This is a genomic window from Shewanella profunda, assembly GCF_023283765.1.
GTDB classification, from domain to species: Bacteria; Pseudomonadota; Gammaproteobacteria; order Enterobacterales; family Shewanellaceae; genus Shewanella; species Shewanella profunda.
On the sequence record NZ_JAKILG010000039.1, the window covers coordinates 15,034 to 41,259 of the forward strand.

The following is a 26,226-nucleotide window of genomic DNA, read 5'->3' on the forward strand; positions in this document are numbered from 1 at the left end:
TAGCCGCCCAAATGAGTTTGAGCGGCAATTTTTTTATCTATAGGGTTGAACCTTTTAGATCTGTCCCTATCTCTATTGTTAATCTAAATGGCGCTTGCCATTAAAAATGTAGTCAGACTGTTTATCTGGCGAGGTGAATTATGAAATTTGAACTTGATACTACCGACGGGCGTGCACGCCGTGGTCGGTTAATTTTTGAACGTGGCACTGTAGAAACCCCCGCTTTTATGCCTGTGGGAACTTACGGCACAGTTAAAGGTATGACGCCGGAAGAAGTGCGCGCCACTGGTGCGGATATTCTGCTTGGTAACACTTTCCATTTATGGCTACGCCCAGGCGAAGAAATCATGCGTAAGCACGGTGACTTGCATGACTTTATGAACTGGCAACGGCCTATTTTAACGGACTCGGGCGGTTTCCAAGTCTTCAGCCTTGGCGATATTCGTAAAATTACCGAAGAAGGGGTGCATTTTCGTTCGCCAATCAATGGTGAGAAAATCTTCTTAGATCCTGAAAAATCAATGCAAATTCAAGATGCATTGGGCAGTGACGTGGTAATGATTTTTGACGAATGTACGCCGTATCCCGCCACCGAAGATGAGGCGCGCAAGTCGATGCAGATGTCTCTGCGTTGGGCAAGACGCTCCCGTGATGAATTTGATCGTTTGAAGAACCCTAACTCACTGTTTGGTATTATTCAGGGTGGCGTGTATGAAGATTTACGCGACGAAAGCTTAAAAGGCTTAGTCGATATTGGTTTCGACGGTTATGCCGTCGGTGGTTTGGCTGTAGGTGAGCCTAAAGCGGATATGCATCGTATTCTTGAGCATATTTGCCCGCAAATTCCAGCAGACAAACCTCGCTATCTGATGGGGGTCGGTAAACCAGAGGATCTCGTTGAAGGTGTACGTCGTGGTATTGACATGTTTGACTGTGTGATGCCAACCCGTAACGCCCGCAACGGTCATCTGTTTACGAGTGAAGGTGTTATCAAAATACGCAATGCGCGTCATAGAGATGACACGTCACCACTTGATACTAAGTGTGATTGCTATACCTGTAAAAATTATTCACGGGCGTATCTTTACCACTTAGATCGTTGTAATGAGATTCTGGGTGCGCGTTTAAACACCATTCACAACTTGAGATACTATCAAATGTTAATGGAAGGTTTGCGCGGTGCGATTGAGACGGGTACATTAGACGCCTTTGTAGCGGACTTCTATACCAGCCAAGGTCGCGAAGTACCAGAATTAGTCGATTGATTTTTTGCTAATAAGAAGAGAAAACTATGTTTATTTCAAATGCATATGCAAGCGCAGCTGGCGCCCCACAGGGTGGCGGCACGATGGAACTGATTTTCATGCTGGCGATTTTCGGCCTGATTTTCTATTTCATGATTTTCCGTCCGCAATCAAAACGCGTTAAAGAGCATAAAAACCTGATGTCATCATTAGGTAAAGGCGATGAAGTGCTGACCAGTGGCGGGATTTTAGGCAAGATTGCAAAAATCAGCGATGAAACTGATTACGTGTTATTGAGCCTTAACGACACGACTCAAATTACGATCAAGAAAGACTATATTGCAGCTGTATTGCCTAAGGGCTCTATCCAGTCGTTGTAAGCCAAGAGGGCTCAGGCGTGTTAAATAAATACCCAATGTGGAAAAACATTATGGTGATGCTCGTCATCGCCATAGGTTGTTTCTATGCCGTACCGAACCTTTTTGGTGAAGATCACGCGGTGCAAGTGGTGGCGACTCGAGGTGCAGAAGTAACTGCATCAACCCAAGCCAAAGTGAACGAGCTGTTAGCCGGTAAGGGCATTGCGGTAAAGCGCTCTGAGCTTGAAAAAGGCCAATTGTTGGTTCGCGTACAAAACGCGGATCAACAATTATTAGCAAAAGAAGCGATTGCTGAAAGTTTAGGCGACAAGTTTAGTGTCGCGCTCAACTTAGCCCCGGCGACACCGCTGTGGCTAGAGTCCATGGGCGGCAGCCCAATGAAACTCGGTCTTGACCTTCGCGGTGGTGTGCACTTCTTAATGGAAGTGGATATGGGTGAAGCCATCCGTAAGATGGAAGAGGCCAAGGTTGCTGACTTTCGCTCGCAATTACGTGAAGAAACAATCCGTTATGCAGGCATTCGTGTTAATGCCACTGGGATTGAAATTAAATTCCGTGATGCCGAAAGTTTAGCCAATGCCGAGCGTTTCCTTAAGTCTCGCAGTAACGATATGGTGTTTAGCGATGTGAGCCGTGGCGAAGATTTCGCGCTGCAAGCAGTGATGAGTGAAACCTATCTTAAGCAGATTAAAGAAGAAGCACTGCAACAAAACATTACCACCATTCGTAACCGTGTTAACGAGTTGGGCGTGGCTGAGCCTGTAGTACAACGTCAAGGTGCCGAGCGCATTATCGTTGAGCTACCAGGGGTACAAGATACCGCGCGCGCTAAAGAAATCCTAGGGGCAACCGCATCGATTGAATTCCACATGGTGGATGACAAAGCGGACCCTAATGCTGCGCAATCAGGTCGTTTATCTGCGGGGTCTGAAGTATATCAACGCCGTGAAGGCGGCCAAGTGGTATTGAAAAAAGAAGTGATGTTAACGGGTGATCATATCACTGGCGCGCAGCCTAGCTTTGACCAATACAGCCGTCCACAGGTGAGCATTAACCTTGATGCCAAAGGTGGCACCATTTTCTCTGACGTGACTAAGGACAACATAGGCAAGCCTATGGCAACCTTATTCATTGAGTATAAAGACAGTGGTGAACGTAACGCCGATGGCAGCGTGAAAATGCAGAAAATCCAAGAAGTGATTTCTGTGGCAACCATTCAAGCGCGCTTAGGCCGTAACTTCGTTATCACTGGCTTAAGCCACGGTGAAGCACAAAATCTCGCCTTATTGTTACGTGCTGGAGCCTTGATTGCGCCCGTATCAATTGTAGAAGAACGTACCATTGGCCCAAGCTTAGGCGCTGAAAACATCCAAAACGGCGTGCAGGCCATGGTGTGGGGTATGGCAGTCGTCTTAGTCTTTATGCTGGTGTACTACCGTGGCTTTGGTCTTATCGCCAACCTCGCTTTAACCGCAAACTTAGTCATGGTCGTGGGCGTAATGTCGATGATCCCTGGCGCTGTATTAACCCTTCCAGGTATTGCGGGTATGGTGTTGACCGTTGGTATGGCGGTTGACGGCAACGTGCTGATTTATGAACGTATCCGTGAGGAACTGCGTGCAGGACGTAGTGTACAACAGGCCATCCATGAAGGTTATGGTAATGCATTCTCAACGATTGCCGATGCGAACATCACCACTTTCCTCACAGCGTTAATTTTATTTGCTGTGGGTACTGGGGCGGTTAAGGGCTTCGCTGTGACCTTGATGATCGGTATTGCGACTTCAATGTTCACCGCCATCGTGGGTACTCGCTCTATCGTGAATGCGATTTGGGGCGGTAAGCGCGTGAAGACACTGTCTATCTAAGGGGAAGTGACAATGCTTGAGATTTTATCTTTAAAAAAGACGGTAAACTTCCTCCGTCACGCTTTGCCTATCAGCATAATGTCGGCTCTGTTAGTGCTCGGCTCGCTGGTGTCACTCGCGACCAACGGTATTAACTGGGGGCTCGATTTCACTGGTGGTACCGTCGTTGAAATGGAGTTTACTCAGCCTGTTGATTTGAATGCATTGCGTGTGCAACTGACAACGCCTGACTCTGAAGGCGCAATAGTACAAAACTTCGGTTCTAGCCGTGATGTATTAGTGCGTTTACAGGTTAAAGAAGGCGTGAAGAGTGATGTGCAGGTTAAGTCTGTGATGACGGCTGCACAGCAAGTTGATCCACAAGTGCAACAGAAGCGCGTTGAGTTCGTTGGTCCACAAGTGGGCAAAGAGCTGGCAGAGCAAGGTGGTTTAGCGGTATTAGTCGCGCTGATCTGTATTATGATCTACGTGTCGTTCCGCTTTGAGTGGCGCTTAGCTTTTGGGTCTGTGGCGGCATTGGCACACGATGTTATCGTAACCTTAGGGGTATTTTCGCTATTCCAACTGGAATTCGATTTGACCGTGCTCGCGGGGTTGTTAACCGTGGTGGGTTACTCACTCAACGATACTATTGTGGTATTTGACCGGATCCGTGAAAACTTCCTTAAGATGCGTAAGAGTGAACCAGAAGAGGTCGTTAACACCTCCATCACTCAAACCATGAGCCGTACTATTATCACCACTGGTACAACCTTAGTGGTAGTCGTGGCGCTGTTCCTTAAGGGGGGCACTATGATCCACGGGTTTGCGACTGCATTGCTGATGGGTATTTTTGTGGGTACCTATTCTTCAATTTATGTGGCGAGTTTCTTAGCCATTAAACTGGGGATTAATCGCGAGCATATGATGCCAGTTGAAATTGAGAAAGAAGGCGCCGATCAACCTCCTATGATGCCTTAACGGCTCCGTTGGGATAAAAACCACCTTTGTAAGGTGGTTTTTTTTATCTTGTTTTTCAGGTAGTACAAACATTCTGCTAGCTATCTCACAAAGTTATAGTCAGTAATGCTGTAAAAAGTGAATGTTAATTAAATTAACAACTGGTGTAAAAAACAGCGCTCGACAGGCTCGGCTATTTAGCAGTAGGATGTCGGCAACCCGTATTCTTGATAGTTGTAGCAGTAGGATGTCGCATGGAAGAACGTAAGAATTTAGTTGCTGGTGGAAATTTATTACAGGCCCATACATGGAAAGGACTTTTGGAAGCTTGTGGTATTCATGTTGAATTACGTGGCGAAGCATTATTAGGTGGTATCGGTGAGTTACCAACGGATATGCACAATGTGGAATTATGGGTTGCTGAATCGCAATATATGTTGGCTAAGGCCCAATTAAGTGCTTTAGATGTGGTGAGCCCACAATGGCAGTGTGTGCAATGCCATGAGTTAAATGATGGTAATTTTGAATTGTGTTGGCAATGTAGCTCTGAACGCAGTGAAAGCCACAATTAGTTAGTTGTAGTCTGTGAGCTAATATTTCCTTATTAATATCCGTTAAAACCCAGTGTTATTATTCTAATTGAGTATAATCACCAGCTTAAGTGAGTATAGAAGCCTGCGGTACACAGGATACTCGAAGTGAAGCAATAATTCCTCTATTAGGATTAAGGCGATTTAGCTTTAGGATTGAATCTAATGCAATATTTTCCGTTATTTATCGATACCATTAACTTAAATGTGTTGTTAGTGGGAGCGGGTGATGTCGCGAGCCGTAAACTGGCGCTTCTAACCCGAACTGAGGCCAATATTCATGTGATTGCGCCACAAGTGAACACCGAGGTGCAGCGTTACGCTGAGGCAGGTCGTATTCTTCTCTCTGTGCGTGAAGTGGCTCACGCTGATATTCAAAATTACGATTTAGTTTACTTAGCTACTGCGAACGACAGTCTTAATGCCGAACTTGCGACCCTAGCTACAGCGCGGAGGATCTGGGTTAATGCGGTTGATAACCCTGCTTTTTGCCGTTTTATCACACCATCAATCGTTGACCGTGGTCGCTTAGTTGTGGCGATAAGTACGGCGGGTGCAGCACCAGTTTTTGCTCGGACAGTTCGTTCGCGCTTAGAGATCAGCCTGCCGCAATCACTTAAGCCACTCTTTGATTTTGTCGCCGATAAGCGTATTGAAGTGCAGGATAGGCTTGAGTCGACGACCGCCCGGCGTTTATTTTGGGAGCGCTTTTTTGACACAAATGGTGATCGTTTCGATAATCGGACTCTTGAACACTATCATAATGCCTTTAATAACTTGGTCGGCCGCGGTGAAATCTTACTAATAGAGGATGCTGTTCCAGTCGACTTACTACCCGTTGCCGCTATGCCATTATTGCAACGACTCGATTGGATATATAGCCAAGGGGAGTTGAGTGAAGAGCTTGCTGAATGGGTGCGTCGAGATGCTAGTCGGGGCGAGTTACCTGCACTTAGCGAATTGAGTAAAGCCTATGAGCAGGGTACGCGGATGTTGTTGGTTGCCGATATACAAAAAATCAATCAGTTAAAAGCCCATTTCCCTATGGCGAAGCATTTACGCCCCGGGGCGATTTAATCTCACTCTTGGATTTATCCTCTGGGCACGATTTAGCTGGGCGTATCCTATTGTTCGTTTGAGCTAATGGCGAGTCTCAGGTAGACTCGGCTCCTTTGTTATAGATTTCATATGACTTTGAATTTCACTCTTTATTCGGAATAGGCTATGGCCCTCAAATCGACCGTATTTAAGGTCAACTTACAGATTGCCGATATGGATCGGAATTATTATCAAGATCATCAACTGACCCTCGCGCAACATCCTTCTGAAACCGACGGACGTATGATGGTACGTTTACTGGCTTTCATCATTAATGCCAGCGATACCTTAAGTTTTAGTAAAGGACTTTGTGTCGATGATGAGCCTGAGCTATGGGATAAAAGCCTTTCCGGTGAAATCAATTTGTGGGTCGAATTTGGTCAGGCCGATGAAAAGTGGCTGAGAAAGGCCAGTGGTCGTGCTAAAGCGGTACAACTCTTTACCTACGGTGGCCGTAGTGTGCCTATTTGGTGGAAGCAGAATCAGCAGGCACTAGAACGTTATCAAAACTTAAAGGTTTGGAATATTGCCGAAGAGTCAGTGACCGCGATGGAAGCCTTTGTCGGGCGCAATATGGCATTGCAAGTTTCTATCAGTGAAGGACAAATTTGGATATCAGATAATGAAAACAGCGTACTGATCGAGCCTGAAATCTTAAAAGATAATCAGTAGACCAAACGAAAAAGAGCCTGCGAATGCAGGCTCTTATCATTTATATAGGTTTGTGGTTAGTTGAAACTTAGTTCCCAGCTATCGATATAACCTACATCGCTTCGACCGCTATCTACTGCTTTTAACTTCCACACACCACTCGATTCAACACCTGTCATATCAACAGTATAGCTTTGGTTGATATTGTCAGCGCCGGCACCGGTATTGCTGTGTAATGTTGCAGTTTGACCACTAGGGCTGATTAATTGAACTTTTAAATCACCAATATAAGGGTGAACTATGTTCACTACCGCGGTCACTGTGCCTGAATCACCCGTACGAGCCACCGTGATTGGGCTGGTGATCCCCGCTGCTTTATTATCAGGAATATTGTAATTGTCAGTATTGGTATAGCTTGATGGCTCGGTTGGTGGAGTACCTCCCCCCGTTCCAGCGGTGTAGCTAGCCGTTAAGGTAACACCGCTGAAGGTGGAGTAACCTTTCACCATGGCGTAGTAAGTACCTGATTGTACGTTGGTGATTGGGCAAGACTCACTATTGCCACTTTTATACGGGCGGCAATCGTAGTTGGAGGTAGTTGGTGCTGCGCCGTATTGAACATATAAGTCAGCATCACCTGTTCCCCCATTCATCACAAAGCCTAGGTTAGTTGCACCTGCAGGAACCTCAAATGAAAAATGTAATTCTTCACTTGCTGCGCCAGCTAAGCCTGTTTTCGCCACACCGTTCACGAGTACGCTATCGCCTGGCTCAGTTGGATCAACAGGATCCGTTGGGCCATTACAAGAGGCATCTAAAAAGGTTTTCGCAGCGACAGCATTCACTAGGCCATGACCATAGTAATTGTCACGACCTGCAGTGCCCAGATCTTCAGCCGTAGCTTTCAATGCATTACGAACTTGCGCTGCGCTACATTCTGGATGATAACTCCATACCAATGTAGCAACGCCAGACACGTGTGGTGTCGCCATTGAAGTACCGTTGTAGTACTCATAATCTTTGTTGCCTTGATTACTTACCGTAACCGTTGCGCCAACTTGATTACGTAGTGCTAAGCCTGTTGCGCGATCCACAGAAACTGACACTAAAGTGGCTTCGTTGTTGGCATCCACTAAGAATGGGTTTTGTAGGCCGGGTAAGCTAGTATTACTGAAAACAATTGCCGCACTGGCTCCCGCATTTTTACAGGCTTTCACTGCGTTAATTTCTGGATAGCTAGTGCCTTGATTACCCACACGTTCTACTAAACAGATTTTGTTGGTCATGCTACCGCAATTAAAGCTTGTGCCGCTAACGGTACATTCTGCCAGTGTTGCTGTGGTCGTGCCGTTAAACGGCGCCGATACATAGCTGCCACCAGAGGATATTAAACGGTTATGGGGCACTACACCGGCATTAAAATACGATTGGCTGCCAATAGTGATATCGGCTAAACGTCCTTCACCACGGGTAACGGTAGACAGAACCGCTTCACCAGGGCCAGCAATTTCGACTTGATTGGTGTATTGGGAAAAGGCCGAGTGATTTTTATTACTATCCACAGAGGCAACAGACATCACACTATCATAGGAGGCTGGATAGCTGTGGGTACTATCACCTGCATTTCCTGCGGCGGCTATGAGTAGCACACCATTATTGTAATGGGCTGCCATAGCATTACGTTCAGTCGTACTTGAACCTGATCCACCTAAGCTCATAGTTACTACATTCGCCCCGTTTGTGACACAGGTATCTATTGCTGAAACGAGGGATGAAGAGTAACCCCAGCCTGATTCGTTAAATACTTTAACAATATGGATATTGGCATTTTGATTTGGCATTACTCCGACAACACCATCGTTGTTGGCTATTGCCGCGATGGTGCCAGCAACGTGGGTGCCATGGGCATTATTATTACCCGGTTCAAACCAGTTACCAGTACCTGAGTTATTGGTGCCAGTGGCATTGTTTCCACTGAGATCACTATGTCCGCGATCGTAGCCAGAATCGATAATACAGATAGTACGATTACCCGCTTGACTATCACTTAACTGGGTTGCACCCACATAGGTTTGTCCCCAAGGTGTAGTTTCACTCAGAAAATGACGAGGTAAATCCTCTTCAACATATTCCACATCGGGTCTAGATTTTAATGCACTAATCCCTTTGGCATCGAGTTTGACTGAGTAACTATTTGTGCGCCCAATGCGTTTCATTTCTTTTGCTTGAACCCTATTAAGGGCACTGTGTTGAGCACTGATCTCAGCTACTAGGGGCTGATAGTTCATTGTTGTGGGCAGTTCATCTATTTGGGCACTATCGGCAGATTGCAAATCGTTGACTGACATTGTTGCCGTAGTATCGGCATTTTTGAACTTGACGATATAACGCTTTGGTAGCGGAGAGGTTTGGGCTTGCATTCCTGCAGCTAAATCAAGTGGTTGTGGGGCAGCATTTACCCCTACTGAAATAGCAATGGCTAAGCTGGATAGGCTCAGGGCTATTTTTGTGCTTTTACTCATAGTCATTTTTTTTCGTCCATGGTCAATTTAGTGTTAATCATTATTATTTTGTATTTTTAAAGAATAACTACGACTTGGATGCTACTCGGTTAGTGAATTTATCTTTGATAAAAAGATTTGTAAATTAATTGTTAATAGTACGGCAGCTGGTAAAATTTGGTGTTTAATAATCATTATTGATGAATAAAAATTCAATATGTAACATATTGTAACGATTATTGGATGCTTGTTGTGTTTTTTTATGTGGTTAACATGAATAAGTGAACGCGAATTTACTCGAGATGTTTATCTTTGATGTTTACATTCTATGTCATAATGCACTGATATTTAATCATATATTTATTTGTTATTTAAAAACTAAAGTTAATGTCATTTTGTTTTTGTTAAAATGGTGTGATTTCGACAAGTGATTGATTATGCGTATCTATCGCAATAGTTAGTCAGTGGGGTGACATATGCCAATTAATTGGCTGATGATAAGGAATAAGGAATAAGGAATAAGGAATAAGGAATAAGGATGACTTGGATTTTCTTCCGGATGATTTTATAAGTCAGTAAAAGTAAAGTGCGAGTGATACAAGTTAAAGACTTAAACTTGAACAATAAAAAAAGCGCCATATGGCGCTTTTAAGCTGTCAAAAATGTATTACTTAGCCGTTATCTTTTGAGCTTCGATTAAGCTCTGATACGCTCCACCATTAAAGGTTTGGGTGTATCCTGTTGCAACTAAATCGGCTATTGCTATACCACTTCGTCGGCCACTGCGGCAATACAGTACAACAGGCGTATCTTTAGGTATGCCTCGGTTAATAAATTCTTGTGTCACCTGTTCAAAAGGAATATTAACGGCATTAGCTAAATGACCCTCTGCAAATTCCTCTGGTGTTCTGACATCGAGCACCATAGCACCAGCCAATATTTTCTCCCATGCCAAAGTGGGATCTTGCTCTGTGGCCTTTGTCATTAATGGCACTAAAAATAGGCTAAATAATGCCATGTACAGCAGACTCTGACCGCGAAGCATCAGTTTGTGGATCACGTCAATTCCTCCTAGATAGGTTATCTTATGATTAAGATTGTTTAGCTATTTCAGCCTCTGACTTTACCCCCAATTTACGTAAAACCATGGCGGCAGGGCAAAAACCTGTGAATGCACTTTGGAATAGATTAGCGCCAACAAAGGCTGTTAACCATATAAAGTTAGGGTGCACATAGACTGTTAACACTAGTGACAGTAACACCATCAATCCTGCAAAAGCCATAATGCTGCGTTCTAAAGACATATTTTACTCCTTGAGGCAGCACTATAACTGCCAATGTTATGGTTAACTTAATGTTTTATTTAAATTTATGCGGTTTTTCATCGCCGCGTAGTACAACACTGGGATCACAATAAGCGTCAATAGGGTAGAGATAAAAATACCAAAGATCAGACTTATCGCTAATCCGTTGAAAATGGGATCGTCAAGGATAAACAATGCCCCGATCATGGCCGCTAATGCAGTCAACATAATGGGTTTGGCTCGCACTGCACCCGAGTGGATAACAGCCTGCTCAAAGGGTACGCCAGATGCGGTCTCTTGATTGATAAAATCGACCAATAATATCGAGTTACGCACAATGATCCCCGCCAGCGCTATGATGCCTATCATGGATGTTGCCGTAAATTGTGCTCCAAGTAAGGCATGTCCTGGCATTACCCCAATGATGGTCAGTGGGATAGGGGCCATAATAACGAGTGGCACAAGATAGGATTTAAACTGGGCCACGACTAACAAATAAATGGCTATCATGCCAACGCCATAGGCGATCCCCATATCCCTAAAGGTTTCGTAGGTGATCTTCCATTCACCATCCCAAAGTACTGCGACTGAATCTAACCCCGTAGGTTGGTGGATATAATGTTGATCAAACCCTAAACCATCTACGCTATCAATGTTACCCGCCATATCAAACATACCGTAGAGCGGACTGTCCAGTGGCCCCGACATATCAGCAATGACCATGATCATCGGGATCATATTTTTGTGGATAATGGGTGCATCAATCTTGCCACGTTTAATGGTGACAAGTTCAGAGACGGGTACGGATTGCCCTGTTTGGCTCTGTAGTTTCATATTCAGCACTTGCTCTAAATCGACCTTAGCACCTTCTTTGAGTTGCAAGCGGATTGGAACGGGTTGCTTTTGCTGAGCTTGATGCAAATAACTCACATCTTTACCACCAACTGAGGTGGCAATAAGATCGACGATATTGCTATAGGGAACCGCCATCAGACTGGCTTTACTGCGATCGATCATCACTTGCCATTTTTGCTGTGCTGCGGGCAAGAAGATATCGATATCCACAACATCTTTGGTTTCGTGAAAGAGTGCCTGTAAGTCATAGGCTGCCTGTTCGCGGATTGTGGCACTCGGACCATAAACTTCCGCGACTATGGGTGACCAGACCGGTGGCCCTGGCGGCACTTCTACCACTTTAATATTGGCTTGATACTGTTTACCTATTTGCTGTAAGTCGTCCCTTACCGATATCGCAATACTGTGGCTGTCGCGTTTACGATGTTTTTTATCCACCAGATTCACTTGAATATCGCCGATTTCTTGGCTGTTACGCAGGAAATAATGGCGCACTAAGCCGTTGAAATTCATCGGTGCGTTAGTGCCTGCATATAATTGTACGTGTTCGACTTCAGGTACTGTCGTGAGGTAGCGACTTAAATCCTGCATAACTCTTTGTGTTTGTTCTACTGGTGTGCCTTCAGGCATATCCACCATCACTTGGAACTCAGATTTGTTGTCAAAGGGCAGCATTTTAAGGACAACAAGTTGAGCAATGGGCAGCGCGACGGCAATGCTAATAAGCACAAATACACCAGCGGCTAATCCTATTCTCGCTTTACGTGCATTTTTACCGAGTAGGAAAGGGCTTATTAAATGAGTAAAAAAACGCACCATTTTGTTTTCAGTTTGCTCACCATGGGGAGCGTGGGTCGGAACATGGCTTTTAAGCAGTTTACGGCTAAGCCAAGGGGTGACGATGAAGGCAACGACGAGGGAGATAAGCATTCCCATACTGGCATTGATAGGTATAGGGCTCATATAAGGCCCCATTAGGCCCGAGACAAATGCCATAGGTAATAATGCTGCTATAACGGTAAACGTTGCCAGAATCGTGGGGCCGCCAACTTCATCTACAGCAATGGGGATCAGCTCACTAAAGGACTTTTTACCCAACGCCATATGCCTGTGAATATTTTCTACCACGACGATGGCGTCATCGACCAAAATCCCAATAGAGAAAATTAAGGCGAATAATGACACCCTATTGAGGGTAAATCCCCATGCCCAAGAGGCAAACAGAGTGATCGCCAGTGTAACAATAATTGCGATACCGACGACTAAGGATTCGCGGGCGCCCATGGTTAATAATACCAACACGACAACAGCGCTAGTGGCAAAAATAAGTTTTAAAATAAGTGTGTTAGATTTATCTGCCGCAGTTTCACCATAGTTTCGAGAGACTGTAACGTCCACATTTGCGGGGATTAGCACATTGTCGACTTTGGCGATACGCTCCAATACCGCATCGGCAATATCAACGGCGTTCTGCCCCGGTTGCTTGCCAATGGCGATAGTAACAGCAGGATAAATATCGGTTTTATCGCCATACCAGACGTTCTGTGTCGGGAGGTCACTCTTCAGATTTATATCGGCAATGTCCGCTAAATAAATGGGAATACTCTTGCCGTTATTGTCTTTATAGACACTGATAACTAACTGTTTAATATCATCGATAGATTGTAAAAATTGCCCAGCTTGAACTTTAATCTCTTGATTACCTTGAACCAGAGAGGCTGGCATCGAGATATGGTTATTATCGTTAAGACTTTGCTTTAGTTTGTCGTAGGTGAGGTTATAGCTATTCATTTTGGCAGGATCGATCCGCACATTGGCCACTATTTTGTGTTGACCAACCGTATAGATCTCGCGGGTGCCTGGAATACGTTTAATCTCGGTTTCTAATCCTAGAGCCACATGGGTCAGTTCTTCTGCTGAAGTGTTTTTATCCTTCGACCAGAGGGTTAGGCTAACGATCGGCACATCATCGATGCCTCGTGGTTTGATAAGCGGTTCTCCCACCCCCGCACCTTGGGGCAATTTATCCATATTGGAATAAATTTGGTTATACAGACTAACAATGGCATCGTTACGCGCGACGCCAACCTCAAAAATAACAATGATCAGCGCACCATCGGGTTGAGAAAAAGAATAAAGGGTATCTATTCCCTTTATTTCGGAAATCACTTGCTCAGCAGGTAGAGTGACTAAGTTTTCAACCTCAGTTGGCGTCGCACCGGGAAAGGGAATAAAAACATCGGCAAAAGTGACATCAATTTGCGGTTCTTCTTCCTTTGGTGTCACCAGAATAGCGAACAATCCCAGTAGCAGTCCAAGTAGTGCTAATAATGGGGTTATTGCACTATTTTGGAATGCTGCGGCAATTTTGCCGGAAATACCAAGCGTGGTTTGCAAAGTCGGTTCCTGTTTCATAAAACAACCTCAATAAAACATCAGTCACTCAGGGCGTGATTGCTTATTTAGCAACACTTGATAGGCATCTGTCGCGACCTTGTCACCCGATCTTAACCCTGCCAACACTTCGACCTCACCATTTACAGGTTCACTTACACGGACTTGGGTTAGTACAAATTCGTTACCTTGTTTGAGATAGACACTGCTGAGTTCATTCATTGTTAGTAATGCAGAGATGGGCAATTGGATTTTTTCCCGCTCACCGTTTCTGAATGTCGCCTTTGCCCAAGCTCCCGGCTGGAGATTGGCTTCATCTTTAGGCAGATTAATTCGTACTTGGTAGCTGTGACTTACGGGATCGGCAAAGCTGAAGATAGTGAGATCTGTTGAAGTAAATTCGCGTCCATCACTTAAATGCACCCGGAATTCTGGTGCATCTTTTAGCTGATTGATATAACGCTGCGGTACATGGGTTATTGCCCGCATTTGATGTTGGGAAAAGCCTGAAAGTAGGGGTTGTCCTGGACTTATCGTTTCACCTAGTTGCACTAAACGTTCTGTCACTATTCCGCTAAAAGGCGCTGATACTACTGTATATTTTACCGACTCAGTCGCTTTAACGACTCGAGCTTGTGCTGCCCGAACGGCTTGCTCAGTGGCTTTAGCATTGGCGGTTGCTTCATCCATCGCGCCTTTAGAGATAGCCCCCTGAGGAAAGAGTTCCTTGTAGCGTATATATTGGGCTTGGGCTTCAATATTTAAGGCTTTGGCTTTGGCAAGATCGGCTTCAAAGCTCGCCAGTTCTGCGCCTTGTTCTTTACTGGTAATTTCCAGTAGTGCAGCTCCCTCGGGGACGATATCGTTTACATCATAATTGAGTTTAATGATGCGACCAGAGGTTTGTGCCGACACAGTTGCTGCTTTTACGGCCTCAATTGTGGCATCCAAAGTTACCCAATTAGCATAGGGTTTACTCAATACTTCAATGGTTTCTATAGTATTGGCTTGGATTTGCGCGCTTGATAAAGCGACGAGCAAGAGTAAAACCGGGGAAGTTGACATCATCACTAGTATTGCCTCAAATACAATTCATGAGAAAATTCTAATGGAGTTATTTTCAATAGGCAATCAATATTTATTAGAAAGATTTAATATGGTGTTTTTTCCTAATTTAGGAATAAGACGAACAAACGCCTTATTCCTATTTTTCAATGAGTCACGATGAAGCCTAAAATTTAGTCATTCAAATAATAGCTCAATGTTGAAACAATCCTAATTTGTTTAATATAAGGAGTGCTGCTGTCGCGGTCGGAAATTGTAAACTGACCTTGACTGGCACTCTTAATTTTACCGAGGCGAGAGTCAGAATCTTTTGCAAACTTCTCTGCAACTTCGCGCGCATTCTGAGTGGCTTCCTGCACCATAGTGGGTTTGACGGTATTTAGTTCGGTAAAGAGGAACTCTGTACGGTTGTCATAGTCTTGGTTTGCGATGGCAATTCCTTCTTTCACCAAACTAATCATTTTTTTGCGGGTGTTTAGCATTAAATCAATTTGTGAGGTGTAAACGGATAAATTCACTTTTGCCGAGTAGCGGTATCGCACATTCGGATCGACATAGCCTTGGGCTTGACGATCTTCGATTGAAGGTAGCGAAATGGTGATTTCCGTGTCGCTAAAGCCTTGTTCTTTTAAGAAGCTGACAACTCTATCGGTTTTTTGTTGCACGGTTTCATAGAGTTTTGGCAGATTATTATCGACCTCAGTGAAGTTGATAGGCCAAATAGCCACATTGGCTTTGACTTCTTTTTCAGCAAGTCCTTTTACCGTGACAGTTCGTTCCATGGTTTTCATTTCAAGCAAAGCGGAGCTCGCACTTTGACCCACATAAATGAGTCCAGCACATAAGAAACCACCCAGTAATAGGGCGGGGAGTGTATTTGTTTTTTCCATGGGGCAATCTCTATGTTGAATAACTCAAACTACGATACCCAATAAACTTGGGCGGTGCACTGGGTTTATTCCGAATGTACGCCGCTTTAATTAGGCCTAGCAATAGCTTAGTTTTCAGGAGGGATAGCACTTGGCTGCCATAGTTCGACTTTGTTACCGTCTGGGTCGATAAACCAACCAAAGCGACCGAATTCAGAATCTTCTATTATACCGACTTGTTGACCACCCCCATGGGTGACTTGGAGGAGTGCTTGTTCAAGATTATCTACCACAAAGTTGAACATAAAATCTTTATTTGTCGGTGCAAAATACTGGGTACTTTGGGCGAAAGGTGTCCAAACATGATAGCTAGGTGTGGGCTTCTCATTATGGTAAAACGCTGCACCTCCCCAGTTTTCAATGGGGACATGGAGATGGTTTTTATACCAAGTTGCCAATGAAATAGGGTCTGTACTTTTAAAGAAAATTCCACCGAGTCCAATGACTTTAGCCATAGCCGTAGCTGTATTAAGAAGTGTATGAGTTAACTTTAGGCAATAAATGCTTAAGATACAAAAAAGCCGCAAAAAATGCGGCTTTTAAGCTGATTTACTCTAGATTAGAACTGATAGCTGTACTGCATTGAGTAGTACATACCAGTTGATTCAGTAATGGCATTGACTGGACCTGCGATAGCACTGTTTTCAATTAAGTGAACTTCTTCACCTTTAACATAGGCGATACCAAAATCAACCGTATTCTGTGGATTCACATGATAGCTCATACCTGCAGTAAACCAGTTACGATCTGAATCAGGAATGGAGATAGAGCTAATTTCATCCACTACGCCTTGATCATGCAAGTAACCAGCACGTACTGTAAATTGGTCATTGATAGTGTAAGTGCCACCTAGACTCATTAACCATGAATCCTCCCATTGGTATACTTTGAGGGGTGCATCACCTGCATTTATTGACATACCCGCGCCAGCTTGACCCGGTAGAATTGTCGCTACGCCATCTTTTGCCGTAATTTGGTGAAAATCACCCCATTGGGTAAATTGGGCCGTGTAATGAATTGCAAACTTAGGTGTGAGCTGATGAAAACCTGCCACTTGAAAAATATCGGCTAATGGCACATCAAGGCTATCAAAACGGGTGGCAAGTTTGGTTTGTGCACCAAGTCCTAATGCGGATAAATCTTTAGTCGAAATGGTGTTTACATCACCTTTAACATTTACCGTGGGGCTGAAGCGGTAGCTTAAACCAAAACGGTGATCCTTATTTAGTTCAATCGTCGCGCCAACGATACCACCAAAGCCCCAACCATCCGCGTCTACATCAAGTAATGGTGTTGTACCTGCATCTCGTGTTAGGCGACCTTCACCGTAAACGGCATCAAGACCGACACCGATACTGAACATCTCATCGATGCGATATGAAACACTGGTATTAAAGTTTACTGTGGTGACTTCTGTCTCACCCAGTAAGTCATAGGGTGCGGCAGGCTTGTTGTTTGATAGGGTACTTGAGTCTGTACCTGTGCCAAAATTAGAGAATGCAGCAAAACCAATAGCGAATTTATCGTCGATGGGATGAATGTAGAACATATTTGGGATAAGTTTTGTGCTGCCCGCATTGTCGATGCTACCAAGATCGATTGTACCGCCAGCAAAGTTTACATCTTTTACATCAACGGTGATATCGGCATAGGTCAAACCAACAGACAGTGCATCATTGTCAAATAATGCCATAGCAGCAGGGTTACGAGATAGCACTGAAGCGTTATCGGCGATAACAGCATCACCGGCAAATGCACGTCCAATACCTGTTGCGGATTGGCTATTGAGCTGGAAGCCTGCAGCTAAGGTTTGCGTGCTTGTTAATGCTACCGAAACGGCAATGAGTGTCTTGTTGAATGTTTTCATTATTATTCTCTCAATTATTATCATTATTGGATTTTTGTTCGCCTTGTCCCCAGAACAGTAATCCATTTTAAATCTTCGGCATCTTAGGGATCGAATGTAACCTCAACAAGTCCGACCAGATCTGTATTTTGTTAATTTTCAGTTAATTAAATGCTGTTAAAACTCTTGTTTTACTTGGAGGTGATTGAATGGTCTGGCCAGATGCCTGATATAAAGGACTTTGATAGACCTACAGGGTTAATTTGAAGTTAACAGTTTGTAAGTGAGGTTTTACTGATAAAAAAGAAACAAAATGTAAAAAAAGCGTACATCTGTACGCTTTTTGCCGTAAGAAGTAAATCCTATGTTTATAGTGTGGATTTAAATTGCTCAAATTCAGCCATAACTTTCACATCAGGAGCAGACAATTTACTGACGGCAACCCCAGCAACAATGGCTAAAATAAAGCCAGGAAGGATTTCATATACATCAAAAATCCCCCCTGTTAATTGCTTCCAAATCACTACTGTCAAGGCACCCACAATAATAGTGGCAATGGCACCATTGCGGCTGTATTGCTTCCAAAATAGAGAGAGTAAGACAACAGGGCCAAAAGCTGCGCCAAAACCTGCCCATGCATAGCTGACTAAACTGAGTACGCTGCTCTCGGGATTAAGTGCAATGATGCCTGCAATCACAGCGATAGCCAGAACCCCTAAACGGCCAACCATCATTAACTCACGATCATCGGCTGTGGGGCGTAACCATTTGCGGTAAAAGTCTTCGGTGATAACGCTTGAGCAGACTAAGAGTTGCGAGTCGATTGTGCTCATAATGGCTGATAAAATGGCCGCGATTAATAGGCCGCCAATCCATGGATTAAACGCTGTTTGAGCTAAATGGATAAAAACGGTTTCAGAGTTCGCTAAAGGCTCATTTGCAAAATACACTGAACCTGCCAATCCGGTGGCGAGTGCTCCAATAAGCGCAAGAATCATCCAACTCATGGCAATGCGGCGAGATAATGGCAGGGCATCAGCACTGCCTATCGCCATAAAGCGTGACAGAATATGTGGTTGACCAAAATAGCCAAGTCCCCAAGCAAGGAGTGATAGCATGCCTATGGCAGTGGTTTTATCATTCACTAGTGTCAACATGGCAGGGTCAATCGATTCTATTCCCGCATGGCTTTCTGGGTGAGAGAAAATGGCAAAGGGGATAATCAATAATGCGATAAGCATTAGACAACCTTGAAAAAAGTCAGTCCAACTGACCGCAAAGAACCCGCCAATAAAGGTGTATCCAACAATAATGGCCGAGCCAATCACTAAGGCTGCTGTGTAATCTAAGCCAAAGACCTTTTCAAATAAAATGGCACCGCCCACCATACCTGAAGAGGCATAAAACGTAAAAAAGACTAAGATAGTCACGGCAGAAACCAACTTAAGGTAGCCTTGATTATCGTGGAAACGTTTCTCGAAAAAATCCGGAAGGGTGAGGGCATTATCGGCCAATTGGGTGTAAATTCGCAGACGCTTTGCCACAAATAACCAGTTAAGCCAAGCACCAAAAATAAGGCCGATCCCAATCCATGCTTCACCTAAACCGCCTAGGTATACCGCGCCGGGTAAGCCTAGTAATAACCAGCCTGACATATCGGACGCCCCGACGCTAAGCGCCGTAACAGCAGGTCCCATTTTACGGCCACCTAAAATGTAGTCATCAACTGTATCAGTGGCACGGTAAGCCCAAAAACCTATCGCCATCATTAATACTAAATAACCCACAAATGTGATTAAAATTGGGTTTTCGATCACCATAATTGCCCATACCCTCTTTTTATTATTAAAAGTGGCAAGCATGCTACCAGATGTTTGAGCAAGAACCCATTAGCAGATAAAAAGGTGATCAAAATCTGACCTTGGGTAAAGTGAAAACTTTAGTGGGCGATAGTTCAAATTTTTTAAAACAATGCGTTATATGAAGGTGTTGTTGATTTCTTCTTTTACATAACGAAGATCGGACAGTTCTTCACCTACCAGTAAAATAAATACCTCGGCAGTTTCAAAGCCTATTCCCTGATATTTACTGTCGGCAAAGGTTTGATCTAAAACCATGCGTTTTTCAACAGGCACGATAAAGAGAGTGACTTTACCTTGCTGTCCTTGCACGACTAAGTGCAGGCTTTTCACCCCTTGAAAGTCACAGTACGAGGTGAAATAGACTTTACCCGGTTGCTGAGTGAATTTGACATTACCGAGATTTTTTATCGAAGCGAGTTGAGCATTCACTTGGTTAACATTGACGTTTTGATCGATATGCAACGCAATATCTTCATGGTACACATGGGCAAGTGCATGCTCAGCTAAATCGACAGGGCCTAATCGTAATAAGCTAAAACTGATCCCGACCACAAAGGCGATAGAGGCGGCCATTGCGACTAAAAAACTCGTTTGGCGACGGTATTTATGATGTTGCTGTAACTGCTGTCGTAAAATGAGTTTATCAGCTAAATCTTCGGGAACATCGACTTTGAGTGCATGCATTAATTTGGCATCTAAGCCTTTTAGCTCATTGACCAGTGTCTGATGTTCACTTTTCTGACGCATTTGTGCGAGAAACTCGGGATCTTGATTATGAGGATCTTCATAAGCTTGACGTCTAAATTTAAGCTCATCCATTGGATTGACCTCTCACATCGGTTTTTTCAAGTAGATCTTTCAACTGGCTTCTTGCCCTAAATAAGCGAGTCATCACGGTATTACGATTGAGCTCCATCAGTTCAGCTATTTCATCACCACTAAAGCCACCAATGAGTTGTAATAGCAGTGGCTCGCGATATTCCATATCTAACTTAGCAATATGTCTGCGGATCAAATATTGTTCAACCAGTTCTTCACTGCTATTGCCCTGACTATCTTCTAACGTGTCTTGCTCAATATCGGCGTAATCAAATTGCTTGCGTTCAAAACGACGCGCATTTTCTCGTCTAAGGATGGTGATCAACCACGCTTTTGCTGCTTTATCATCTTTAAGTGAATCTAAAGCGCGCCACGCCCGCAGAAAGGTTTCCTGAGTAATATCTTCAGCCACGTGCTTATCGCCGCATAACCAATAGGCATAACGGAAAATATCGGCATGTAATGCCTTAACAAGGCTGTTGTATCGTCGCTGTTTGCTCATCATGTCTGAAGAGACCGTCGGTCCAACGGATTTATTTCGCCAAGAAGCAAACATTTTCATACTTCATTTTTTATTTTAGTATTCAATATCTTCTAGCTCAGTTATTCACGTCTTACCTTGGATTAAGTGGACTTAAAGGCGCCGTAGTTTTCGACGATGCTATAAATTCACTGGCTTTAACGGCCTTGAGTAACGCATTGGCTGCCTCGTTTAAGTGGCGGTTACCTTCGTTCGCACGGCCTTTGGCGCTATAGGCCGCCATTTGCAGTTGGTTAATGGCTTCTGCTAGTTGGGGAGAAACGGCCGCAATTTTATCTAAGGTCATGGTATTGCCAGTGGTTTGACTAAAGTGATGCTGCAATTGCGACAGAATATCGCTGGCATTGCCGTTAGCGCAGGCTTGCTCTAAGCCTTTTAAACCCTGTATCGGTTCTGCCACAGGAAGAAGGGGGGGAGTGGCTACAATAGCTTGATGTGTAAGCGCACGGCGCCATGCAACTAAGGTTACGAGCCAAAGCACGGCAAAAACGGCACTGACCCAAGGCCAGTAATTTTCTGTACCGCTATCAACTTGCCAAGTGGGTTGCACGGCTGCGTCAGGAACCGCTCCACCTTTAACAATGATTGTACGTGCTGGCAGTGTGGCGGTTTCTTGGCGTTTAAGGTGTGGATTCCACCAAGGGACTTTGACCTCTGGCAGGGTAAATGTGCCTGCTTGGGTTGGCACTATCGCCGAGGTAATACTGTACTGGGAGACAATTTGTGCATCGCGCACAAAGGTTTGCCGTTGAGGTTTTTCTGGGTATTGCTTTAATTCATCAGGTAAATCTTGGACAACATCTGGCAGACTATTTTCATCGGCATTTGAAGCCAAAAGAGTGATAGTCCGGGTAATCGGGTTACCAAGGGTAAAGTCTTTACTCTCCTCGGGGAAATTCTCTTTTAGTACCACTAAGTCCGCAACTAACCATTGGCCTTGAAAACTGTTTGGTGCTGGCTCTACTTGCACTGTCAGTGACGGGGCTCCTGCCTGCATAGGGCGGCTTTCGTTAAAGCCAAACATGCCACCACGGCGTTGGGATTCAAATAATACATCACCCGAGAAGGTTGCTCCTTTAATGTTCACTTGGCCTGGTAAATCGGGGATGATGCCATAGGTGCGTTCAATTACGCGATAACGGCGGCCATCAACAATTTCTGATCCATCTTTATCCTCACCAATTTGCTTGATTTGTGCACCTTCAATAACGGGGGCGTTCAACACTCCACGTTGTAACTCTACCGCAAGGTAAAGTTTCACTTTGTAGGTGATCAGCTGTCCTACGTAGGCCTCATCGGTTGAGACTTTTGCATCGATAAACAGATTGTTTGTTTGCGCAACTTGGCTGCCACTATCGACCACTTTTACAGGAATAGGTGCCGAATTTACGCCATCAATACTGAATGCCGGAATCGTCAATTGCCCCTTTTGTTTTGGCGCTAGTAGCACTTGCCAGCGGGTCTCTTTGACCGCATCGAAATTCATTATCTGAGTGCTGCGACTCACACTGGTGCGGCCAACGATAAAGTCTCTTAACAGGGCTGAAGTGTCGAGCTTAGCTGTATCAATTTCATCATCTGCGCTGATATTAAGCACAAAGTATTCGCCCACCATGACTGGGTTGCGATCGACCGATGCCTCCAGTTTAGTGATGGCATATACGGGGCTTGTCACTCCGATAGCAAGGAGTAGGAGGATAAAAAATTGTCTGATCACCACTGTTCGTTATCCCTTGATATTTGGCCGTTTTGACGGCGTTTTTGGTATTCCAATTGCATTTTATTGCGTAATAACACTTGCGGATCTTCATTCACGCCCCTCAGTGCCCGCTGCATTTCCGGTGGAAGCGGCTCGCTATTTGTCGGTGGCGCTTCGGCAGACTCACTCATTGCAGCGTCTTGTTTATCTTGGGCGTTTTGTTCTGGGGCTTCTTTGGCGCCAACGTTTTGCTTTTCCTGTTCGGCGGATTGTTCGGCATCGGTTTTAGCCTGTGCTTGCATCTTAGCCTCATTATCTACAGGCTCATTTTCCTCGGGATTCTTATTCTGGTTATTTTGAGCCTGATCATTTCCATTTTGCTTATCTTGGTCAGGTTCATCCGCTTTTTGCTGATCAGGATTTTGATCAGAACGTTGTTCAGCGTTGGTTTTATCCTGTTGCTCATCAGACTCTTGTCCCGCTTGATTTTGCTGAGATTTGTCTTGGTCGGATTGCTGTTTATCCTGCGACTCTTGATCGCCAGATGGTTGCTCGCCTGATTGCTGCTCACCTTGGTCTGACGAGTTTTGTTGATCCCCCTGTTGACCTTGGTTTTTATCCTGTTGATCATTTTTGTTTTGCGACTGCTGCTGTTGCTGCTCTTCCAAGAGCTTTTCAGCAAGGGCAAGATTAGCCTTTGCATCGGGAAAGTTAGGTTGTTGTTCAAGCGCCGCTTGATAGCGCTCCTTGGCTTTGTCTGGTTTACCGAGTTGCATCAGCGCATTGCCTTGATTGTAGAGGCCATTGGCTGAGCTATCTTGCTCAAAGGTTTTCAGCGCTTGCTCGTATTCCCCCGCTTTATATTGCGCGCTGCCACGCCATTGGGGGGATTCAAATTTTTGCACGGCGTTAGCATAATCTTGGGATTGATAGGCTTGCATCGCTTGCTGATCTGCGGTTTCCCATAAATCATCCCACACACTGGCTTGGGCTGACTGTGTCGCAGTTGTTAGCAGCAAGCCACCCATCACAGTGAACAAACCAGCGACTATACCTTGCCTAAAGCTAAACAGTGCGGGTAGGAGTAGCAAAATAGTAAGATATGGGCCAAGATCTTGCCAGATTTCACCATCAAGATCAGTGGCTTTGGCATCGCCAGTTTCACTCAACCACTGTTGTAATTGGAGTAAGTCACTACCATCGGTGCGATTTTGAATTAATGTGCCTTTATTGTTCATTGCCAGTTTTTGCAATAACGCAAAGTCTGTGCTGGCTACAACGACTTCATTGCTGCTATCGCGTTGCAACTGACCATCGGGTAGGCGGATTGGTGCACCTTGGCTGGTACCAAAAGCGATAATAGCAAGGCGATATTGTGTGTCACCTAATACTGAATTGGCCTCAGCAAATTGACTTGGGGTAATGCCATCTGTCATCAGGATAATATCACCGCGAATATGTCCACCCTGAGCCAGTAATGCTTTGGCTTGGGTTAAGCCTGCCGTTAAGTTTGAGCCCCGCACTGGCATAATCTCAGGACTTAAGGTCGGCAGTAAATTAAGCAGTGTGCTTGTATCGCGCGTTAATGGACTGATAGTAAAGGCATCACCGGCAAAGGCGACTAAGCCAGTTTCACCCTCTTTTAAATTACGCAGTAAATCCGTTGCCCGAAACTTGGCTTGGGTTAACCGATTGGGCGTGATATCGGTGGCAAACATTGAGACGGACATGTCCATCATCAGTACGCGACCTTGCTCGGCGGCAAACACAGGTAAGGATTGTTTATTAACGGCAGGTCCGGCGAGTGCCAACGTCGCAATCAACCAAGTGAAGGCTAATAAATGCAACGGACGGCGAGATTTTTGACTGCCTTGGCTGACCAATACTTTGGCTAAATGCGGTGCAATATAACGGTTCCATGCACTATGGTTTTCGTGCTGGCGCCACAGTATTAATAGCACGAGAGCGAGTGGCAGTAGGGCGAGTAGCCATTCGGGACGAATAAAATGTAGGCTCATTATTTAATCTTCCCCTGTGGAGTTGTTACGACAGAGGGGCTGACGCGGCGCGCTGCAAAGAGTGGCAATTGACCTAAGGCGATCCACAGGCTAGTGAGCAGCGCCAACGCCAATGGCCAGTAGAATAGATCTGACTGGGGGCGATAGCTTAATTGATCGCGGCTGACTGGTTCGAGTTTGTCGATTTCTTGGTAAATCTGATCTAACTCTTGGCTATTGCGGGCGCGAAAATAACGGCCATTGGTGACATTAGCAATATGCTTAAGTTGGTTTTCATCTAAATCCATTGACGGATTAACGCGTTCGCGACCAAATAAAGTGCGGCGCTCCATCACATCGGCACCCACGCCGACGGTATAAACAGTGACTTTTCGGTTAGCGGCAATTTGCGCTGCTTGTTCTGGCTCAATATTACCCGTGTTGTTGGAGCCGTCGGTCAACAAAATAAGTACTCTGTTACTCTCGTCGATTTTATCAAAACGCTTAACGGCCAAAGCGATGGCTTCGCCAATGGCGGTTTGCTTACCGACTAAACCGATTTGTGCTTCTTTTAAAAATTGTGCAACCGAGCGCCTATCTTGGGTAAGCGGCGCCTGTAGGTAGGCGTGATCGGCAAATAAAATTAACCCGATACGGTCACCTTTACGACGCTCGATAAAGTCACTTACGACGTGCTGGATCAAGGTAAAACGGTCGACAGTTTTGCCATTAACGATCATATCTTCAATTTGCATACTGCCGGATAAATCCACCGCCACCATAAGATCGCGCCCTTTGCTTGGTAGTTCTATAGGATTGCCAAGCCACTGCGGGCGAGCAATAGCGAGTACTAACAAGCACCACATTAACCAGTAGCGTTTACGGCTTTGGCGAGTGTTGGCCGTTGTTATCGATTGACGGGTTTGGCTTATGCCCGGTAATTGCAAGCGGCCACCATCCACGTTAACGCTTTGCGCCCGCCAAAAAATCAAAGGTAAAGGTAATAACACCAATAACCAAGGCCATGCAATCGTTAGCATTGCTCCTCCGGTATTTTAGTTGTTATGGATGTCGACATAACTGATATCACCTTGGTTTTATTACTTTTTATGGGTGCTGCCAGTTTTGTTTTTGACGAGAACCAAGCTTGCGCAAGTTCATGTAACTCATTGGCTTCATCTACTGTTAGTGGTATTGCTCTATGACGTTTTGCTAACAATGGTCCTATACGCTCACGCTTGTTTACTGGCAGAGAATTATCTAGCCAAGCTGCCCATGCATCGCCATCTAATTTGGCAATTTCGTTACGGTCAAGGTAGCTCAAGGCTGTACGTTTCAGTAGGCTGTTGACTTCAGAAGCGTAATTTACAGCCTGTCTATCGAGTGTGGTAAACAATTTTTTAGCGGCTTTTTTTGGGGCTAAGTACTTTGCACGTTTCCTTAGCCAGCCTAAGGTCACTATCAGTATGGCGATAAGCATGATTAACACTAACCAATAGCCTAGCGCCCACGGCCAAGCGCCGATGGGATCGGGGACTATGATGTCTTTCAACTCCGCGAGTGCGGGGTTTACTGCCTGATCCAAGGTCGATGGATCCACTGTTTGTGTGTTCACTCTGTTGGACTCACTTTTAGGTGTTTTGA

22 protein-coding genes are annotated in these 26,226 nt (G+C 44.9%); 7 read left to right on the plus strand and 15 right to left on the minus strand.

Annotated features, from left to right (window positions below; all coding sequences use genetic code 11):
- Nucleotides 1-140: 140 nt before the first annotated feature.
- The 7 genes from tgt (at nt 141) to L2744_RS16245 (ending at nt 6,791) form a co-directional block, all read left to right on the plus strand.
- Entirely contained in the window at nt 141-1,265 is a 1,125-nt protein-coding gene (gene tgt, locus L2744_RS16215; protein ID WP_248992898.1) for a tRNA guanosine(34) transglycosylase Tgt, read from the plus strand.
- A gap of 26 nt (nt 1,266-1,291) precedes the next feature.
- Complete coding sequence (yajC, locus tag L2744_RS16220) at nt 1,292-1,624, plus strand: preprotein translocase subunit YajC (protein ID WP_248992899.1); 333 nt, start codon at nt 1,292-1,294, stop codon at nt 1,622-1,624.
- A 17-nt stretch (nt 1,625-1,641) separates the two neighbouring features.
- The gene (secD, locus tag L2744_RS16225) at nt 1,642-3,492 is read left to right on the plus strand and encodes a protein translocase subunit SecD (protein WP_248992900.1); all 1,851 of its coding nucleotides are present in this window, start codon (nt 1,642-1,644) and stop codon (nt 3,490-3,492) included.
- Nucleotides 3,493-3,504: 12 nt separating this feature from the next.
- Nucleotides 3,505-4,452, plus strand: coding sequence for a protein translocase subunit SecF (gene secF / locus L2744_RS16230; protein WP_248992901.1), 948 nt, complete (start codon nt 3,505-3,507; stop codon nt 4,450-4,452).
- A 233-nt stretch (nt 4,453-4,685) separates the two neighbouring features.
- A complete protein-coding gene (locus L2744_RS16235) occupies nt 4,686-5,003 on the plus strand; it encodes a putative signal transducing protein (RefSeq protein WP_248992902.1) in 318 nt (105 codons plus the stop codon).
- Nucleotides 5,004-5,186: 183 nt separating this feature from the next.
- A complete protein-coding gene (locus tag L2744_RS16240) occupies nt 5,187-6,098 on the plus strand; it encodes a precorrin-2 dehydrogenase/sirohydrochlorin ferrochelatase family protein (protein ID WP_248992903.1) in 912 nt (303 codons plus the stop codon).
- Between the two features lie 147 nt (nt 6,099-6,245).
- Nucleotides 6,246-6,791, plus strand: coding sequence for a YaeQ family protein (locus L2744_RS16245; RefSeq protein ID WP_248992904.1), 546 nt, complete (start codon nt 6,246-6,248; stop codon nt 6,789-6,791).
- A 56-nt stretch (nt 6,792-6,847) separates the two neighbouring features.
- Here L2744_RS16245 and L2744_RS16250 read toward each other — a convergent pair whose 3' ends face one another.
- From L2744_RS16250 to L2744_RS16320, 15 genes are all read right to left on the minus strand, one after another.
- Nucleotides 6,848-9,298: a S8 family serine peptidase gene (locus tag L2744_RS16250; RefSeq protein WP_248992905.1), complete on the minus strand. Its 2,451-nt coding sequence runs from the start codon at nt 9,296-9,298 to the stop codon at nt 6,848-6,850.
- 640 nt (nt 9,299-9,938) lie between these two features.
- A complete protein-coding gene (locus L2744_RS16255; protein WP_248992906.1) occupies nt 9,939-10,331 on the minus strand; it encodes a rhodanese-like domain-containing protein in 393 nt (130 codons plus the stop codon).
- A gap of 31 nt (nt 10,332-10,362) precedes the next feature.
- A complete protein-coding gene (locus L2744_RS16260; protein ID WP_248992907.1) occupies nt 10,363-10,575 on the minus strand; it encodes a YgaP family membrane protein in 213 nt (70 codons plus the stop codon).
- Nucleotides 10,576-10,617: 42 nt separating this feature from the next.
- Nucleotides 10,618-13,845 (minus strand): efflux RND transporter permease subunit, encoded by a 3,228-nt coding sequence (locus L2744_RS16265; protein WP_248992908.1) that lies wholly within the window; start codon nt 13,843-13,845, stop codon nt 10,618-10,620.
- A gap of 24 nt (nt 13,846-13,869) precedes the next feature.
- Complete coding sequence (locus L2744_RS16270) at nt 13,870-14,892, minus strand: efflux RND transporter periplasmic adaptor subunit (protein ID WP_248992909.1); 1,023 nt, start codon at nt 14,890-14,892, stop codon at nt 13,870-13,872.
- A gap of 170 nt (nt 14,893-15,062) precedes the next feature.
- Entirely contained in the window at nt 15,063-15,779 is a 717-nt protein-coding gene (locus L2744_RS16275) for an SIMPL domain-containing protein (RefSeq protein WP_248992910.1), read from the minus strand.
- A gap of 107 nt (nt 15,780-15,886) precedes the next feature.
- Nucleotides 15,887-16,273 (minus strand): VOC family protein, encoded by a 387-nt coding sequence (locus tag L2744_RS16280; RefSeq protein WP_248992911.1) that lies wholly within the window; start codon nt 16,271-16,273, stop codon nt 15,887-15,889.
- 104 nt (nt 16,274-16,377) lie between these two features.
- On the minus strand, nt 16,378-17,685 hold the full coding sequence (locus tag L2744_RS16285) for an OmpP1/FadL family transporter (RefSeq protein ID WP_248992912.1): 1,308 nt from the start codon (nt 17,683-17,685) through the stop codon (nt 16,378-16,380).
- A 347-nt stretch (nt 17,686-18,032) separates the two neighbouring features.
- The gene (gene putP, locus L2744_RS16290; RefSeq protein ID WP_248992913.1) at nt 18,033-19,484 is read right to left on the minus strand and encodes a sodium/proline symporter PutP; all 1,452 of its coding nucleotides are present in this window, start codon (nt 19,482-19,484) and stop codon (nt 18,033-18,035) included.
- A 156-nt stretch (nt 19,485-19,640) separates the two neighbouring features.
- Nucleotides 19,641-20,345 (minus strand): DUF3379 domain-containing protein, encoded by a 705-nt coding sequence (locus L2744_RS16295; protein ID WP_248992914.1) that lies wholly within the window; start codon nt 20,343-20,345, stop codon nt 19,641-19,643.
- The gene (locus tag L2744_RS16300) at nt 20,338-20,901 is read right to left on the minus strand and encodes a sigma-70 family RNA polymerase sigma factor (RefSeq protein WP_248992926.1); all 564 of its coding nucleotides are present in this window, start codon (nt 20,899-20,901) and stop codon (nt 20,338-20,340) included. The genes L2744_RS16295 and L2744_RS16300 overlap by 8 nt, the downstream gene beginning before the upstream one ends.
- Before the next feature lie 58 nt (nt 20,902-20,959).
- Nucleotides 20,960-22,606: a BatD family protein gene (locus tag L2744_RS16305; RefSeq protein ID WP_248992915.1), complete on the minus strand. Its 1,647-nt coding sequence runs from the start codon at nt 22,604-22,606 to the stop codon at nt 20,960-20,962.
- Entirely contained in the window at nt 22,600-24,603 is a 2,004-nt protein-coding gene (locus tag L2744_RS16310) for a vWA domain-containing protein (RefSeq protein ID WP_248992916.1), read from the minus strand. The genes L2744_RS16305 and L2744_RS16310 overlap by 7 nt, the downstream gene beginning before the upstream one ends.
- Complete coding sequence (locus L2744_RS16315; protein ID WP_248992917.1) at nt 24,603-25,622, minus strand: vWA domain-containing protein; 1,020 nt, start codon at nt 25,620-25,622, stop codon at nt 24,603-24,605. Before L2744_RS16315 ends, L2744_RS16310 begins: the two co-directional genes overlap by 1 nt.
- Nucleotides 25,616-26,197 (minus strand): DUF4381 domain-containing protein, encoded by a 582-nt coding sequence (locus L2744_RS16320; RefSeq protein WP_248992918.1) that lies wholly within the window; start codon nt 26,195-26,197, stop codon nt 25,616-25,618. Before L2744_RS16320 ends, L2744_RS16315 begins: the two co-directional genes overlap by 7 nt.
- Nucleotides 26,198-26,226 lie beyond the last annotated feature (29 nt).

Coding starts and splice junctions, on each gene's coding strand:
- tgt (WP_248992898.1), top strand. CDS start 141: ATGAAATTTGAACTTGATACTACCGACGGGCGTGCACGCCGTGGTCGG.
- L2744_RS16310 (WP_248992916.1), bottom strand. CDS start 24,603: ATGAGCCTACATTTTATTCGTCCCGAATGGCTACTCGCCCTACTGCCA.
- L2744_RS16240 (WP_248992903.1), top strand. CDS start 5,187: ATGCAATATTTTCCGTTATTTATCGATACCATTAACTTAAATGTGTTG.
- L2744_RS16295 (WP_248992914.1), bottom strand. CDS start 20,345: ATGGATGAGCTTAAATTTAGACGTCAAGCTTATGAAGATCCTCATAAT.
- L2744_RS16285 (WP_248992912.1), bottom strand. CDS start 17,685: ATGAAAACATTCAACAAGACACTCATTGCCGTTTCGGTAGCATTAACA.
- L2744_RS16250 (WP_248992905.1), bottom strand. CDS start 9,298: ATGACTATGAGTAAAAGCACAAAAATAGCCCTGAGCCTATCCAGCTTA.
- L2744_RS16265 (WP_248992908.1), bottom strand. CDS start 13,845: ATGAAACAGGAACCGACTTTGCAAACCACGCTTGGTATTTCCGGCAAA.
- L2744_RS16280 (WP_248992911.1), bottom strand. CDS start 16,273: ATGGCTAAAGTCATTGGACTCGGTGGAATTTTCTTTAAAAGTACAGAC.
- yajC (WP_248992899.1), top strand. CDS start 1,292: ATGTTTATTTCAAATGCATATGCAAGCGCAGCTGGCGCCCCACAGGGT.
- L2744_RS16270 (WP_248992909.1), bottom strand. CDS start 14,892: ATGATGTCAACTTCCCCGGTTTTACTCTTGCTCGTCGCTTTATCAAGC.
- L2744_RS16315 (WP_248992917.1), bottom strand. CDS start 25,622: ATGCTAACGATTGCATGGCCTTGGTTATTGGTGTTATTACCTTTACCT.
- L2744_RS16235 (WP_248992902.1), top strand. CDS start 4,686: ATGGAAGAACGTAAGAATTTAGTTGCTGGTGGAAATTTATTACAGGCC.
- L2744_RS16300 (WP_248992926.1), bottom strand. CDS start 20,901: ATGTTTGCTTCTTGGCGAAATAAATCCGTTGGACCGACGGTCTCTTCA.
- putP (WP_248992913.1), bottom strand. CDS start 19,484: ATGGTGATCGAAAACCCAATTTTAATCACATTTGTGGGTTATTTAGTA.
- L2744_RS16245 (WP_248992904.1), top strand. CDS start 6,246: ATGGCCCTCAAATCGACCGTATTTAAGGTCAACTTACAGATTGCCGAT.
- L2744_RS16275 (WP_248992910.1), bottom strand. CDS start 15,779: ATGGAAAAAACAAATACACTCCCCGCCCTATTACTGGGTGGTTTCTTA.
- L2744_RS16260 (WP_248992907.1), bottom strand. CDS start 10,575: ATGTCTTTAGAACGCAGCATTATGGCTTTTGCAGGATTGATGGTGTTA.
- secF (WP_248992901.1), top strand. CDS start 3,505: ATGCTTGAGATTTTATCTTTAAAAAAGACGGTAAACTTCCTCCGTCAC.